This is a genomic window from Streptomyces himastatinicus ATCC 53653 (genome assembly GCF_000158915.1).
Classification (GTDB): domain Bacteria; phylum Actinomycetota; class Actinomycetes; order Streptomycetales; family Streptomycetaceae; genus Streptomyces; species Streptomyces himastatinicus.
This window is the reverse complement of the sequence record NZ_GG657754.1, coordinates 10,367,205-10,381,219: the sequence shown is the minus strand read 5'-3', so window position 1 is coordinate 10,381,219 and position 14,015 is coordinate 10,367,205. Positions and strand designations below refer to the sequence as shown.

Below are 14,015 nucleotides of genomic sequence, written 5' to 3'. Positions count from 1 at the left end.
CCCTGTCATGCACGATCGGCCCGCCCCGCTCGACATCGGTGACGACGATCCGCGCCTGACCTACCGGGGCGCGGTGTCCCTTCAGCGCGGCCCCGGATGGACCGCTCCCTGGCGGCTGCCGTACGAGGACGCCGCGCTGTACCTCCCCGAGGGCGGGCTGGGGCGGGCCGCGATGCCGTCCGGGGTACGGGTCACCCTGCGCACCGACAGCCCCTCGCTCGTCTGCCGGTACCAGGCTGATCCCCCGCCGAAGCTGAACGGCCCCGAGGAGCGGGCCCGGCTCGACGTGGTGTGCGACGGGCGGCGGACGGCCACCGCCGGCCTGGAGACGCACGGCGGGGACGCGGAGGTCCGGGTCGACGGGCTGCCGGGGCGCATGACGGCGGTCGAGCTGTGGCTGCCGTACTACCACCAGTTCCGGCTGCGGGGGCTGACGCTGGACGCGGGCTCCGCCGTCGAGCGCGACAGCGCCGGACAGCGGCCGCGCTGGGTCCACTTCGGCAGCTCCATCTCGCAGGGGCGCGGCGCCGCGTCGCCCAGCCGGACCTGGGCCGCCCTGATGGCGCGCCGCGCCGGGTGGGACCTGACCTCGCTGGCCCTCGGGGCGGCCTGCTGCCTCCAGCCGATGACGGCGCGGCTGATGCGGGACCTCCCGGCCGAGCTGCTCACCGTCTGCGTCGGTATCAACATCCAGGCGCTCGGGAGCCACAACCGCGACGCGCTCGTCTCGGCGCTCGTCGGCTTCGTGCGCACCGTGCGGGAGGGGCATCCGGACACCCCGTTCGCCGTGATGTCGACCATCACCGCGCCCGAGCGGGAGGAGGTGCCCGGGCCCTCGGGGATGACGATGCGCGAGTGCCGGGCGCACATACGGCGGGCCGTGGCGCTGCTGCGCGACCACGGCGACAAGAACCTGCACTACGTCCACGGTCCGGAGGTGTTCGGGCCCGGCTGTTCGCGGCTGCTGCTGGAACCGGAGGGCCTGGACCGGCTGCACCCCTCGGCGGACGGCCACCCGGTCTTCGCCTCCCGGTTCATGACGGTGCTGCGGCGCGCCGGATGCGTGCCGTGAGGGCGCGTGCCCGGGTGCCTCGAGTGGGTGCGTCAGGACGCCCCGTACACCGGCCCCGGCGGCTGGGCGGCGGCGAGCAGCTTCGCCGCGGCCTCACCGGCCTCGGCCGGGGTCCAGCGGGCGCCCTTGTCGGCGGTCGGCCCGGGCCGCCAGCCCTCCATGACGGTGATGCGCCCGGCCTCGGCCTCGAAGACCCTCCCGGTGACCCCGGCGCAGGCGGCGGAGCCGAGCCAGACGACGAGCGGTGAGACATTGCCGGGCGCCATCGCGTCGAACGCGCCGGGCTCGTCGGGCGCCGCCATGGTGTCGGCGAACGTCGCCTCCGTCATACGGGTGCGGGCCGCCGGGGCGATCGCGTTGACCTGGATCCCGTAGCGGCCCAGCTCGGCCGCGGCCACCAGGGTGAGGCCGACGATCCCGGCCTTGGCGGCCGCGTAGTTGCCCTGCCCGACGCTGCCCAGCAGTCCGGCCCCGGAACCGGTGTTGACCACGCGCGCGATGGGCGTCCGGCCCGCCTTCGCCTCCGCGCGCCAGTGCGCGGCGGCGTGTTTGAGCGGCAGGAAGTGTCCCTTGAGGTGGACGCGGATCACGGCGTCCCAGTCGTCCTCGCCGAGGTTGACGAGCATGCGGTCGCGCAGGAATCCGGCGTTGTTGACGAGGGTGTCGAGCCGGCCGTAGGTGTCGAGGGCGGCGGCGACGAGGGAGGCCGCGCCGTCGGCGGTGGCGATGTCACCGGCGTGCGCCACGGCCTCGCCGCCGTGGGCGCGTATCTCCTCGACCACCTCCTGCGCGGGGCCCGGGGACTCCCCGGCGCCGTCCGGGCCCACGCCGAGGTCGTTCACGACGACCCGCGCGCCCTCGGCGGCGAAGGCGAGCGCATGCGCACGGCCGAGGCCGCGTCCGGCGCCGGTGACGACGGCGACGCGTCCGGTGCAGATGCCTGTCATCCTGCTCCTCCTGCTCCTGGGCCTGTTGAGGGGGTTGGGTCCGCCGGGGACCGCGCCGCCGCCAAGAACGCCGGGCGCTCTCCGCCGCCGTGGACGGCCAGGCTCGCGCCGGTGATGTACGCGGCCATCGGGGAGGCGAGGAAGACGCAGGCGTCGCCCGCCTCCGCCGGGTCGGCGAGGCGGCCCAGCGGCACGGTGCGGGACACGGCGGCCACGCCGGTGGCGTCGCCGTAGTGCAGATGCGCGAGTTCGGTGTGGACCATGCCGAGGACCAGGGTGTTGACCCGGATCGCGGGGGCCCATTCCACGGCGAGGGTTCGGGCGAGGTTGTCCAGGCCCGCCTTGGCGGCTCCGTAGGCGGCCGTGCCCGGCGAGGGGCGGGTGCCGCTGACGCTGCCGATCATCACGATCGATCCGCCGCCCTCCTGATCGCGCATCACCTCGTAGGCGGCGAGGGCGACAGTCATCGGGGCGATCAGGTTCAGTTCGACGACCCGCACGGCGCGGCGCGGGCCGGACTCGGCGAGCAGCCCGTACGGACTGCCTCCGGCGTTGTTGACCAGGACGTCCAGTCGGCCGTGGGCATCGCGCACCCAGGCGAAGAACTCCGCGACGGCGAACGCGTCCCGTACGTCGAGCGCCCGGAAGCGGGCCGTACGCCCGGCGGCCGCGACCGGGTGGTCCGGCGGGCGGCGGGCGCAGACCACGACGTCGGCACCGGCCGCGAGCAGGGCGCGGGCGATGCCCGCGCCGACGCCGCGGGTGCCGCCGGTGACGACGGCGACGCGTCCGGACAGGTCGATGGAGACGGCCATGGCCCCTTCTCACCCTCCCGTTGTGCGCCGGGCGCTGCTACCTTCACGCCTAACAAACGTTTGGTGGAAAGGTAGCGGATCTGCTCATGGGTGTCTCCACCTCCGCCCCCGAAGCGGGCGTCGCCGTCGTCACCGTGGACTTCCCACCCGTCAACGCCCTTCCCGTGCACGGCTGGTACGAGCTGGCCGACGCGCTGCGCACCACGGGCGCCGATCCCGCGGTGCGCTGCGTGGTCCTGGCCGCCGAGGGCCGGGGGTTCAACGCGGGGGTGGACATCAAGGAGATGCAGCGCACCAAGGGGCATCAGGCGCTCATCGGTGCCAACCACGGCTGCCACGCGGCGTTCGCGGCCGTCTACGACTGCCCGGTCCCGGTCGTCGCCGCGGTGCACGGCTTCTGCCTGGGCGGCGGCATCGGCCTGGCGGGCAACGCGGACGCGATCGTGGCGGCCGACGACGCGACGTTCGGACTGCCGGAGCTGGACCGGGGAGCGCTGGGCGCGGCCACCCATCTGGCCCGGCTCGTCCCCCAGCACCTGATGCGCGCGCTGTACTACACCTCGCGCACCGCGACCGCCGAGGAACTGCACCGGCACGGCTCGGTGTGGCGGGTGGTGCCCCGTAGCGCGTTACGGAGCGCCGCGCTGGAACTGGCCCGGGAGATCGCCGCCAAGGACGGTGCGCTGCTGCGGCTCGCCAAGGCGGCGATCAACGGCATCGACCCGGTCGACGTCCACCGCAGCTACCGCTTCGAGCAGGGCTTCACCTTCGAGGCGAATCTCGCGGGGATCTCCGACAGGCACCGGGACGCCTTCGTATCCGACAGGCCCGGGGGCGGTGAGGGGCGGTGAGCGACAAGCGGATGAGCGCGGAGGAGGCCGTCGGTGGGATCGAGAGCGGCATGACGGTCGGCATCGGCGGCTGGGGCTCCCGGCGCAAGCCGATGGCGCTGGTGCGTGCGCTGCTGCGCACGGACGTCCGCGATCTGACCGTGGTCTCGTACGGCGGCCCTGACGTCGGGCTGCTGGCCGCTGCTGGGAAGGTCCGCAAGCTGGTCACGGCCTTCGCCACGCTCGATTCGATCCCGCTGGAGCCGCACTTCCGGGCGGCGCGGGAGCGCGCGGACTTCGAGCTGGTGGAGCTGGACGAGGCGATGTTCCTGTGGGGGCTGACCGCGGCCGTGCACCGGCTTCCCTTCCTGCCGATCCGGGCGGGCCTCGGGTCGGACGTGATGACGGTCAATCCCGGTTTGCGGACGGTGGTCTCGCCGTACGAGGACGGCGAGGAGCTGGTGGCGGTCCCCGCGCTGCGGCTGGACGTGGCGCTCGTCCACCTCAACCGGGCCGACGCACAGGGCAACGGCCAGTACCTGGGTCCCGATCCGTACTTCGACGACCTGTTCTGCGAGGCGGCGGAGCAGGCGTATCTCTCCTGCGAACGCGTCGTCCCCGCCGCGGAGTTCCTGGCGGCGGCCGGTCCGCAGTCCCTGCTGGTGGGGCGCCATGCGGTGACCGGCGTGATCGAGACCCCGCACGGCGCGCACTTCACGTCCTGCGCCCCCGACTACGGACGGGACGAGGCGTTCCAGCAGGCGTACGCGAAGGCCGCCGCCGACCCGGCGGCCTGGCAGGCGTTCACCCGGCGGTTCCTGGCGGGGGACGAGGACACGTACCAGGCCGCGGTCGCGGCGTACGCGAAGGAGGGCACGGAATGACCGTCACCCGGGCCGAGTACTGCGTGCTGGCCTGTGCCGAGGCCTGGCGGGGCGACGGGGAGGTGCTGGCCGCGCCGATGGGCCTCGTTCCGCGGCTCGGAGCCCGGCTGGCGCGGCTCACCTTCGCGCCCGATCTGCTGCTCACCGACGGCGAGGCGCTGCTGGTCGGCGCCGATGATCAGACCGTGGAGGGCTGGCTGCCGTACCGCCGCCACCTCGCGCTGGTCATGGGCGGCAGACGCCATGTGATGATGGGCGCGAGCCAGCTCGACGCCCACGGCAACCAGAACATCTCCTGCATCGGCGACTGGAAGCAGCCCCGGCGGCAGCTGCTGGGCGTGCGCGGAGCGCCCGTCAACACCCTCAACAATCCGACGAGTTACTGGGTGCCCCGGCACTCCCCGCGCGTGTTCGTCGAGCGCGTCGACATGGTGTGCGGCGTCGGCTACGACCGGGCCGCCGCCGCCGGTCCCTCCGCGACGCGCTTCCACCGCATCCCCCGCGTGGTGACCGACCTCGCGGTGCTCGACTTCGACACCCCGGACCGCACCCTGCGGGTGCGCTCCCTGCACCCGGGGGTGTCCGCCGAGCGGGTACGGGAGGCGACCGGCTTCCCGCTCGCCATCGCGGACGGCGTTCCCGCCACCCGGGAACCGACCGCCGAGGAGCTGCGGCTGATCCGGGAGGTGCTCGATCCGGCAGGGCTGCGCGAGCGGGAGGTACGGCCCTGATGGACACCGCGCCGATGGGCACCGCACTGACCCGGCTCGTCGGCGTGCGGCATCCGATCGTCCAGACGGGCATGGGGTGGGTGGCGGGCCCCCGGCTGGTCTCGGCGACCGCCAACGCGGGGGCGCTGGGCATCCTCGCCTCCGCCACCATGTCCCCGGAGCGGCTGCGGTCGGCGGTGCGGGAGGTCGCGTCCCGCACCGAGGCACCCTTCGGCGTCAATCTGCGGGCCGACGCGGGGGACGCCGCGGAGCGGGTGCGGATCATCATCGAGGAGGGCGTGCGGGTGGCGTCCTTCGCGCTGGCCCCGAAGCGTGAGCTGATCTCCCGGCTGAAGGACGCGGGCGTAGTGGTCATCCCGTCCGTCGGCGCCCGGCGGCACGCCGAGAAGGTGGCGGGCTGGGGCGCGGACGCGGTGGTGGTGCAGGGCGGCGAGGGCGGCGGCCACACCGGCGAGGTGGCGACCACTGTGCTGCTCCCCCAGGTCGTGGACGCGGTGGACATCCCGGTGGTGGCCGCGGGCGGCTTCCACGACGGGCGCGGCCTGGTGGCGGCGCTCGCGTACGGGGCGGCCGGGATCGCCATGGGCACCCGCTTCCTGCTGACCTCCGACAGCACCGTCCCGGCCGCGGTGAAGGCCCGCTATCTGGCGGCGGCGGCCCCGGACGTCACGGTCACCACCGCGGTGGACGGGCTCCCCCACCGGATGCTCCGCAGCGAGCTGGTCGCCTCCCTGGAGCGTTCCGGGCGCGCCGCCGCCCTCGTCCGTGCCGTGCGCCACGCCGCGGCCTTCCGGCGGCTGTCCGGGCTGAGCTGGGCGCGCATGGTGCGCGACGGCCGGGCGATGCGGCGCGGCAAGGGACTCTCCTGGAGCCAGGTGCTGCTGGCCGCCAACACCCCGATGCTGCTGAAGGCGTCGATGGTGGACGGCCGCACCGACACCGGTGTGATGGCATCCGGGCAGGTGGCGGGGGTGATCGACGATCTGCCGTCGTGCGCGGAGCTGGTGGAGCGGATCATGGCCGAGGCCGCCGAGGCCCTGGACCGAATGCCCGGCGGCCGTACAGTGGGGTGAAAGCGGCCAGACCAGGACATCGGTACTGGAGGAGGTCATGGCCGACCCCAAGGGCTTTCTCACCACACCACGCCGCCTTCCGCCACGCCGCCCGGTGGAGGAGCGGGTGCACGACTGGGACGAGGTGTACGTCCCCGGCGGACTGCTGCCGATCATCACCGCGCAGGCGGACCGCTGCATGGACTGCGGGATCCCGTTCTGCCATGACGGCTGCCCGCTGGGGAATCTCATCCCGGACTGGAACGACCTGGTGTCCCGCGACGACTGGCGGCGGGCGAGCGAGCGGCTGCACGCGACCAACAACTTTCCGGAGTTCACCGGGCGGCTGTGCCCGGCGCCCTGCGAGAGTGCGTGCGTGCTGGCGATCAACCAGCCCGCGGTGACCATCAAGAACGTCGAGGTCGCCATCGCCGACCGGGCCTGGGAGAGCGGCTACGCGGTCCCGAAGCCGCCGGAGCGGCTGTCGGGGCGGACCGTGGCCGTGATCGGCTCGGGCCCCGCGGGGCTGGCCGCCGCCCAGCAGCTCACCCGCGCGGGGCACACGGTGGCGGTGTACGAGCGGGACGACCGGGTGGGCGGGCTGCTGCGGTACGGCATCCCCTCGTTCAAGATGGAGAAGCACCATCTGGACCGGCGGCTGTGGCAGATGCGCGCGGAGGGCACCAAGTTCCGCACCGGGGTGGGCGTGGGCACCGATGTGGACGCCGCCGAGCTGCGGGCGCGCTATGACGCGCTGGTGATAGCGGTGGGCGCACGGGCCTGGCGCGAACTGCCGGTGCCGGGCCGGGAGCTGGCCGGGATCCACCAGGCGATGGAGTACCTGCCCCTGGCCAACCGGGTCCAGGAGGGCGACTACGACCGGCCGCCGATCACCGCCGAGGGCAAGCACGTGGTCATCGTCGGCGGCGGGGACACCGGCGCGGACTGCCTGGGCACGGTGCTGCGGCAGGGCGCCGCCTCCGTGACCCAGCTGGACATCCACCCGCTGCCCGGGGACGAGCGGGCGGAGGACGAGCCCTGGCCCACGTACCCCAAGATCTACCGGATGTCCGCCGCGCACGAGGAGGCGCGGGAACTGGCGGCCTCCCCGGAGGCGGACGCGGACGCCCGGCTCTTCTCGGCCACCACCGTTCGCTTCGAGGGGGACGCGCCGGGCCAGGGGCGGCCGCACGGCAGGGTCCGGGCGCTGCGCCTCGTCGGGACGGGGCCGGAGGGCCGGGCCGAGGCGCCCGGGGACGGACGCGGCGAGCGGGTGCTGCGGGCCGATCTGGTGCTGCTCGCGCTCGGCTTCCACGGCCCGGAACGGGACCGTGGACTGTTCGGCCAGCTCGGTCTGGAGCTGGACGCGCGCGGCAACATCGCCCGCGATGCCTCCTTCGGAACCGGCAGGGAGGGGATCTTCGTGGCCGGTGACGCGGGGCGCGGACAGTCGCTGATCGTATGGGCGATCGCCGAGGGCCGCTCGGCGGCGGCCGCGGTGGACCGCTATCTGGCCGGTGACACCGCCCTCCCGGCCCCGGTCGGGCCGGCGGACCGGCCCATGACGGCCTGAGCCGGAGCCACGGGCGGGTTCGAGTGAACGTCCGGCCGCCGCTGAGTACTGTGCGACCATGAACTCGCCTTCACCACTCCTCCGCCTCGCCGACGGTGTCCACCTGTGGAGCCCCACGCCCAGCGCCGGATGGGGCCTCGCCAACTGTGGGCTGATCGTGTCCCCCGATGGCACCGCCGCCTGGATCGACTCCCCTTACGACCGGCGCATGGCCCAGGACTTCCTGGAGCGCAGCCGATCGCTGCTGCCCGAGGGGGGCAGGATCGGGCGGGTGATCGTCACCCATGCGAACGGTGACCATCTGTGGGGCGCGGAGGTCGTGCGCGGTGCCGACATCGTGGCCACCCGCGAGGCGCTCGGCCACATCGAGTACGAACCGGCTCCGAAGCAGCTGCACGCCATGGTGCGCGGCAGCGACCCGGAGACGCCGCTCGGATGGTATCTCCAGAGCCACTTCGGACGGTTCGACTGGGCCGACACCGAGGTCGTCGAGCCCACGACGACCTTCACGGGCGAGCTGGACCTGCGGATCGGGCAGGTGCCGGTGCAGCTGACCGCGCTGCCCGCCGCGCACACCACCGGCGACCTCATCGCCTATCTGCCGCAGCAGAAGGTGGCGTTCACCGGCGATGTCATCTTCGCCTCCAGCCCCGATGACCCCGGCGACCACGCGGTGCACTGGGCCGGTCCGCTGGACAGTGTGATCGCCGCGTGCGAGCGGGTGCTGGACACCGGGGCGCAGACCATCGTCCCCGGCCATGGGCCGGTGCTGGACCGGGAGGGCGTCCGCGGCCACATCGGCTATCTGGAGCACATCCGGGACCGGGCGCGGGAGTTGCACACGGCCGGGGTCCCCGCCCTGGAGGCGGCCCGCAAGCTCATCGCCGAGAACGCGTTCCCGCTGCCGGGGCTGCCCGAGCGCATGGTGATCACGGTGGGCACCGAGTACCGGCATCTGAACGGCGGCGAGGACCGGCCGGACATCGTCGCCATGATCGCCGTTGTCGCCCAGGTGGCCTGGGACCTGCGGCAGGGCTGTCCCCTCCACTCACCACCGCGTTGTCGTACCCGGCGGATAACCTTCACGGCGAGGGGGGGCAAATCCCCCCCCACGGTTTTGGTTTTTGGGGTCCCCATGCATCTCTTCAGCTGAGGGAAGGCAGTGGCACAGGTAGCGGGGGGATAGTTTGGGAGGGGGTGTTGTCGGGGGTTTTTTTTTTCTGGCCGACCGCCGGGCATTGCTGGCCTGCCAACCGGACGATCCGGCGGTGGCCGAGGAGGGCCGCAGGCTCAAGGAGGCGGTGCTGCTGGACTTCGGGGTCAAGGACAGCGTGGTGTCCTCGTGGCTGTATGCCAAGTGCCACTACCAGATCCCCACCACGGCGGTGGCCACGGCGGCGGTGGTGGCCACGGGGGACGGCACCTGTCTGCTGCTGTACAACCCGGAGTTCTTCGTCGCGATCGGGCAAAGCGGGGTGCGCTTCGTCCTGTTCCACGAGGCGCGGCATCTGATCCACCGCCATCTGTACGTGGACGAGGAACTGCGCGCCGACCCGGTCTTCGACCTGGCGGCCGAAGTCGCGATCAACCATGTGGCGTTGCTCCGGCTGACCCAGGGCGGCCTGCCGACCCGTGAGGTGCCGGACGGCGCGGGAGGCACCCGCCGGGAGCCGGTGGGCGTGGATCCGCACGAGGTGCACCAGCGGTATGTGGCCGATCTGCGCGAGCAGGGCTTCGAGCCGCTGTCCTACCGGGACTTCACCGAGACCGACCTGAGGATCTACGGGGAGCTGAAGCGGATGCGCACCCCTCCCGTGCCGCCGGTCCTGTGCATCCACATGGGCCCCGGCGGGGACGGCGAGGGGACCGGGGCGAAGCAGCGGCCGCCGATGGACGCGGAGGCGGTGACCTCGGCGGTCGAGGAGACGCTTGCCGAGGTGATGCGCGGTGCGCTGCGCGGCGAAGGGCTCGCCCGGGACGAGTTGCTGGCCCTCGCGGACCGCACCACCGGCGGTGGCAAGCGGCTGGAGAAGATGTGGGGGCGGATGGGGCTGGGCGAGCTGCGCGGAGAGACGCAGCGGACCCGGCGGGTGGAGTGGTGGCGGCGGTGGCTGTCCGACACCCTCTCCTCCAAGCTCCGCGAGGGTGAGCGGCTGATCTACCCGAAGAAGCAGGGGGCGGTGCTGCTGGCGCTCGGGCACGATCCGATGCTGGCGCGGCGGGGCGCGGAGCGCACCAAGGTCGTGGTCATCGCGCTGGATACCTCGGGGTCGATGCCCCAGCCGGTGATCGACTGGATCACCACGCTGGTGGGCCGCGCCGAGGGAGTCGAGAGCCACTGGCTGAGCTTCGACGGCGCGTTGATGCCGTTCGTCCCCGGAGAGCGGGTGCACGGCGGCGGGGGCACCGACTTCCAGCAGGTCGTGGACTACGTGGAGGGGCGGCGGGCGGTGAACGGGCGGCGGTTCGAGGAGCGCGCCGACGCGGTCATCATGGTCACCGACGGCCACGCCCCGAAGGTGACCCCGGCCCAGCCCGACCGGTGGATCTGGCTGATCACGGACGGCGGTGACGACTGGCCGGAGCGGCATGACCCGCCGATGGCCTGCCACCGGGTGGTCACCGGCGACAGCTGAGCCGAGGAACCAAGACACCGTCCCCGCCGCCGGGCGGGGTGCGGACACGCATGGACGAACAACACGGAACAACGGGGGATGCAGTCACCGTGAGCAGTGTGGACACCATGGCGCCGACCGCGAAGGACGCGGCCGCCGGGCGGCAGGAGCGGGCGGCCGAGGGAAGCGGCCGGCGGGCCACCGCCACCTACCCCGAGCCGCCGGGGCGGACCGGGGCACGGCTGGAGCAGTTCATCAGCGCCATGATCGCGATGCGGCAGACCGGCCAGGTCTTCGGCGAGCACGGAATCGGCAAGACGTCGACGTTTCTGTCCTATATCCCGCACGCCCACCCGGGCACCGAGGTGATCCTCGTCCCGGCGGCCAACCTCACCCCCGACGACCTGCTGGTGAACGCGCCGGTGCGGGACGACCGCACCGGGGAGCTGGTGCTCACTCAGCTGATCATACGTCAGCTCACCCCGGGTGTGCCCTTCGTCCTGCTCATCGACGACTCGCTCCAGGCCGGCGAGACCATCCAGTCCCAGCTGATGCAGATCGCCTGCAACTGGACACTGGGCGAACACGATCTGCGCGCGCTCGGCTGCGTCGGAGTCTTCCTCGCGGACAACGAGTCGCTGGCCGAGACCAGCGCCCGGCGCAGCGATCTGGCCGTCCTGGACCGCATGGTCACCCTGCGGATCACGGCCAACGACACCGCCTGGCGGTCCACACTGGCCGAGCGGTACGAGGACTGGGACCTGACCGGGGTGTTCCAGATCTGGGCCGGGCTCACCCCGTACCTGCGCTCGCTGCTCTCCCCGCGCACCCTCCAGCACGTTCTGGACTGCGCCCGCGCCGGGTTCCCGCTGTCCTGGGGGCTGCCGCTGGTGGGCGGGGTGCGGCTGCGGCTGCACGACCGCAAGGCCGACGGCACTCCCGGGCCGGACCGCACCGCCGAGCTTCTCGACGCCATCGCCGGGGCGCTGGGCCTCCCCAACCCCGCCACCATCCCCGACCCGGTGCGGAGCATTCTGCGCACCGCGGTCCGGGAGAACTGGGCGGTGCTGCTCCAGGGGCCGCCCGGCTGCGGCAAGACGGAGATCACCAAGGCGGTGGTCCGCGAGGAGAGCGGAAGCGATCCGGTGTACTTCTCGCTGCCGGTGACCAACGTGGAGGATCTGTGCATGCCGATCCCCACTCCGGACGGCACGCTGGACACCCTGTTCAGCCGCGTGCTGGTGGGCCCCGACCCCAAGGTGATCGTCTGGGACGAGTACAACCGCCCCAAGGACAAGGCCACCTTCGCCAAGCTGATGGAGATCACCCAGGAGTGGTCGCTGGCCGGCCGCCCGATCCCGGGCCTGCGCGCCCAGGTCGCGTTGCAGAACCCGCCGTACCACCTCGGCCGCAAGCTGCTGGTCAGCAGCAACAATGTGGCCCAGGCCAGCCGTTTCACGGTGAGCTACGAGGTTCGCCCGCAGGACATCCCGGCCAACGAGTGGCTGATCGCCACCTATGGCGAGGTGGCCGAGACGGTTCTGGAGTGGTGGAAGAACGACATCGACGACGAGGGCCGGGACTGGATCACCAAGCGCACCCTGGAGCGGCTGATCAAGCTGCACCAGGCCGGGCAGCCGCTGGAGACGGGGCTGATCTATCTGGGTGAGGGCGAGTACGCCCCGGTGCCGCTGTCCAAGCTGGAGGCGCGGCTCGCCGAGCGGGCCGAGCAGCGGGTGATCGGGCTGCGGGAGATAGCGCGCGACATCGACCGCTGGGAGGCCCGGCTGGCGGCCGCGTCCGAAACGTCGGACGAGGGGACCAATGACACCGATCTGGTGCACCAGGTGCTCGCCAACGCCGAGGTGTCCCAGCTCAAGCGGAACGCCGAAGTGGTCGCCCGGCTACTGCGCCATGTGCCACCCAAGCTGCGCGCGGCCCACATGGTGGGCCAGTCGCCGGAGCGGCAGCGGTTCTGGATCGGCGCGCTGGCCCGGATGACGGAGCTGTCCGGCGCCGGATGATCCCGGCCCCCGCCCCTTCCGTACTCTCCCCCTCCCCGCTTCCGCAGCGGGACCGAACGACGAACGGAGCGCACCCCGCGTGGTGACCTACGAACGGGACGCCCTGGTGTCCACCGCCTTCCAGCTGGCCGGCCCCTCCCTCACCTCGGCGCTGCTGCCCCGGTTCCGGCAGGAGACCCTGGCGCTGCTCCGGTCCCGGGAGCGACTGCCCGCCCACCTGGTGGACGAGGTGTTCGCCTCAGGCGACCGGGAGCTGCTGGAGGCCCTGGCCGGGGCGCGGGTCGGCGTCGAGCGCGAGGGCGTGCTGCTCCGGCTCGCCGAGCTGGCCGACCCCGGCCTGGCCCGGGCGCTCTACAGCGAGCCGCTGCCCGGCTCCTGGCGGCAGCACCTGCGGAGCACCGTGCTCGGCGCGGCGGCCGTCCACCCGGCCGACCCCGGCTGGCGCGCCCCGGGTGGCTTGGTGGACTTCCTGCTGTCCGCCACCGCGTCGTACGACCTGCTCCCGGCGCTGGAAGCACCCTTCCCCGAGGTGGTGCGGCATGTGCTCGAGAAGATCGGCACCTCGCTGGACAGGCAGCAGCAGCTGAGGGCCTGCCGTGCGACGCTCACCCACGGCGGGGTGCACGAGCTTGGAGCCCTGGCCGAAGTGCCCTTCCTGCACTCGGCGGTGACGGAGGTGGTGCGCCGGGCGGAGGCGGCGCAGGACCCGGCCGCCGTGCTGGAGGCGGCCGAACGGGCGGCCGCCGAGGCGGCTTCCCCAGGCGAGACGGCGGCCCCCGGGCAGGCAGCCGCCGGTGAGGCGGCGGCCGGGGAGACCGAGGAGACCGCACCGGCCCCGACCGGCGATGAGCTGGTGCGTCGCCTCCGCGAGCTGAGGTACGGGTACGGGAAGTTCCCGCTGGGCGGCGTGGACTGGGAACTGCTGCTGGCCGAGCACAAGCGCGAGCCCTTCCCCGGACTCCAGCTCGGCCTGCTGGCGGCCCGCCCGGACTGTCCGGACGAGCTGGTGCTGGCCGCGTACCGGAGGTCCTCGCGCCTCCCGGACACCTCCCCACTGCCCTGGCGGTTGCTCACCGAGACCGACTGGAAGGACGGCTACCACCACGACCGTCTGGCGCAGCTGCTGCGGCGCGGCATCCGGGACGGCGCGTACCCGGTGGACCGCGTCCTGGCCGAGGTACGGCCCGCCTCCCGGGTCCTGGCCTCGCTGCCGCACGGCAAGGAGCCGCTCGGCCCGGCGATGGCCGGGCTGCTGGAGACGCTGGGCGACGACTTCGCGGCCTGGCGCGCGCTGTATTCACTGCTCCCCCGGTTCACCGGTTCGAGCACGGAGCTGTTCGCCGCCGCGGTCGAGCAGAAAGGCCAAGCACCGCGGCAGAAGCTGCCCGAGGCCGCTGGAAGCCGAGTATTCCGGTGAAAGCGGTCCGCCCGGGGCTCCGCGCCGGTGGTTCCCTCCAGCTGTTCCTCCCAGG

Annotated in this window: 12 protein-coding genes; 10 read left to right on the top strand and 2 right to left on the bottom strand. The window is 73.2% G+C overall.

Going from position 1 to position 14,015, the window contains the following annotated elements; translation table 11 throughout:
• The first annotated feature begins 7 nt into the window (after positions 1 to 7).
• Entirely contained in the window at positions 8 to 1,072 is a 1,065-nt protein-coding gene (locus tag SSOG_RS43645) for an SGNH/GDSL hydrolase family protein (RefSeq protein ID WP_063631627.1), read from the top strand.
• A 32-nt stretch (positions 1,073 to 1,104) separates the two neighbouring features.
• On the opposite strand, the gene SSOG_RS43640 is transcribed toward SSOG_RS43645, so the two are convergent.
• Together SSOG_RS43640 and SSOG_RS43635 are read right to left on the bottom strand one after the other, a co-directional pair.
• Positions 1,105 to 2,019 (bottom strand): SDR family oxidoreductase, encoded by a 915-nt coding sequence (locus tag SSOG_RS43640; RefSeq protein WP_009720730.1) that lies wholly within the window; start codon positions 2,017 to 2,019, stop codon positions 1,105 to 1,107.
• Positions 2,016 to 2,834, bottom strand: a complete 819-nt coding sequence (locus SSOG_RS43635) for an SDR family oxidoreductase (protein WP_009720729.1) — start codon at positions 2,832 to 2,834, stop codon at positions 2,016 to 2,018. Before SSOG_RS43635 ends, SSOG_RS43640 begins: the two co-directional genes overlap by 4 nt.
• 86 nt (positions 2,835 to 2,920) lie before the next feature.
• Between SSOG_RS43635 and SSOG_RS43630 the strand changes: the two genes are divergently transcribed.
• The 9 genes from SSOG_RS43630 to SSOG_RS43590 all read left to right on the top strand — a co-directional run bounded on the left by SSOG_RS43630 (position 2,921) and on the right by SSOG_RS43590 (position 13,960).
• The gene (locus tag SSOG_RS43630) at positions 2,921 to 3,685 is read left to right on the top strand and encodes an enoyl-CoA hydratase family protein (RefSeq protein ID WP_009720728.1); all 765 of its coding nucleotides are present in this window, start codon (positions 2,921 to 2,923) and stop codon (positions 3,683 to 3,685) included.
• Positions 3,682 to 4,548, top strand: coding sequence for a CoA transferase subunit A (locus SSOG_RS43625; RefSeq protein WP_009720727.1), 867 nt, complete (start codon positions 3,682 to 3,684; stop codon positions 4,546 to 4,548). The genes SSOG_RS43630 and SSOG_RS43625 overlap by 4 nt, the downstream gene beginning before the upstream one ends.
• Entirely contained in the window at positions 4,545 to 5,279 is a 735-nt protein-coding gene (locus tag SSOG_RS43620; RefSeq protein WP_009720726.1) for a CoA-transferase subunit beta, read from the top strand. Before SSOG_RS43625 ends, SSOG_RS43620 begins: the two co-directional genes overlap by 4 nt.
• 14 nt (positions 5,280 to 5,293) lie before the next feature.
• Complete coding sequence (locus tag SSOG_RS43615; protein WP_039942765.1) at positions 5,294 to 6,352, top strand: NAD(P)H-dependent flavin oxidoreductase; 1,059 nt, start codon at positions 5,294 to 5,296, stop codon at positions 6,350 to 6,352.
• A gap of 37 nt (positions 6,353 to 6,389) precedes the next feature.
• Positions 6,390 to 7,904 carry a glutamate synthase subunit beta gene (locus SSOG_RS43610; RefSeq protein WP_009720724.1) on the top strand — a complete coding sequence of 505 codons (1,515 nt, stop codon included), beginning with the start codon at positions 6,390 to 6,392 and terminating at the stop codon, positions 7,902 to 7,904.
• 58 nt (positions 7,905 to 7,962) lie between these two features.
• On the top strand, positions 7,963 to 9,057 hold the full coding sequence (locus SSOG_RS43605) for an MBL fold metallo-hydrolase (RefSeq protein WP_009720723.1): 1,095 nt from the start codon (positions 7,963 to 7,965) through the stop codon (positions 9,055 to 9,057).
• Between the two features lie 34 nt (positions 9,058 to 9,091).
• Positions 9,092 to 10,540: a DUF2201 family putative metallopeptidase gene (locus SSOG_RS43600; protein WP_039940175.1), complete on the top strand. Its 1,449-nt coding sequence runs from the start codon at positions 9,092 to 9,094 to the stop codon at positions 10,538 to 10,540.
• 107 nt (positions 10,541 to 10,647) lie between these two features.
• Entirely contained in the window at positions 10,648 to 12,543 is a 1,896-nt protein-coding gene (locus tag SSOG_RS43595) for an ATP-binding protein (protein WP_050800422.1), read from the top strand.
• 79 nt (positions 12,544 to 12,622) lie between these two features.
• The gene (locus SSOG_RS43590; RefSeq protein WP_009720720.1) at positions 12,623 to 13,960 is read left to right on the top strand and encodes a hypothetical protein; all 1,338 of its coding nucleotides are present in this window, start codon (positions 12,623 to 12,625) and stop codon (positions 13,958 to 13,960) included.
• The last annotated feature ends 55 nt before the right edge of the window (positions 13,961 to 14,015 follow it).

Bases quoted from the DNA above. Each gene is read 5' to 3' on its own strand.
- SSOG_RS43640 (WP_009720730.1), bottom strand. From the start codon at position 2,019: ATGACAGGCATCTGCACCGGACGCGTCGCCGTCGTCACCGGCGCCGGA.
- SSOG_RS43610 (WP_009720724.1), top strand. From the start codon at position 6,390: ATGGCCGACCCCAAGGGCTTTCTCACCACACCACGCCGCCTTCCGCCA.
- SSOG_RS43620 (WP_009720726.1), top strand. From the start codon at position 4,545: ATGACCGTCACCCGGGCCGAGTACTGCGTGCTGGCCTGTGCCGAGGCC.
- SSOG_RS43615 (WP_039942765.1), top strand. From the start codon at position 5,294: ATGGGCACCGCACTGACCCGGCTCGTCGGCGTGCGGCATCCGATCGTC.
- SSOG_RS43635 (WP_009720729.1), bottom strand. From the start codon at position 2,834: ATGGCCGTCTCCATCGACCTGTCCGGACGCGTCGCCGTCGTCACCGGC.
- SSOG_RS43605 (WP_009720723.1), top strand. From the start codon at position 7,963: ATGAACTCGCCTTCACCACTCCTCCGCCTCGCCGACGGTGTCCACCTG.
- SSOG_RS43595 (WP_050800422.1), top strand. From the start codon at position 10,648: ATGGCGCCGACCGCGAAGGACGCGGCCGCCGGGCGGCAGGAGCGGGCG.
- SSOG_RS43645 (WP_063631627.1), top strand. From the start codon at position 8: ATGCACGATCGGCCCGCCCCGCTCGACATCGGTGACGACGATCCGCGC.
- SSOG_RS43630 (WP_009720728.1), top strand. From the start codon at position 2,921: ATGGGTGTCTCCACCTCCGCCCCCGAAGCGGGCGTCGCCGTCGTCACC.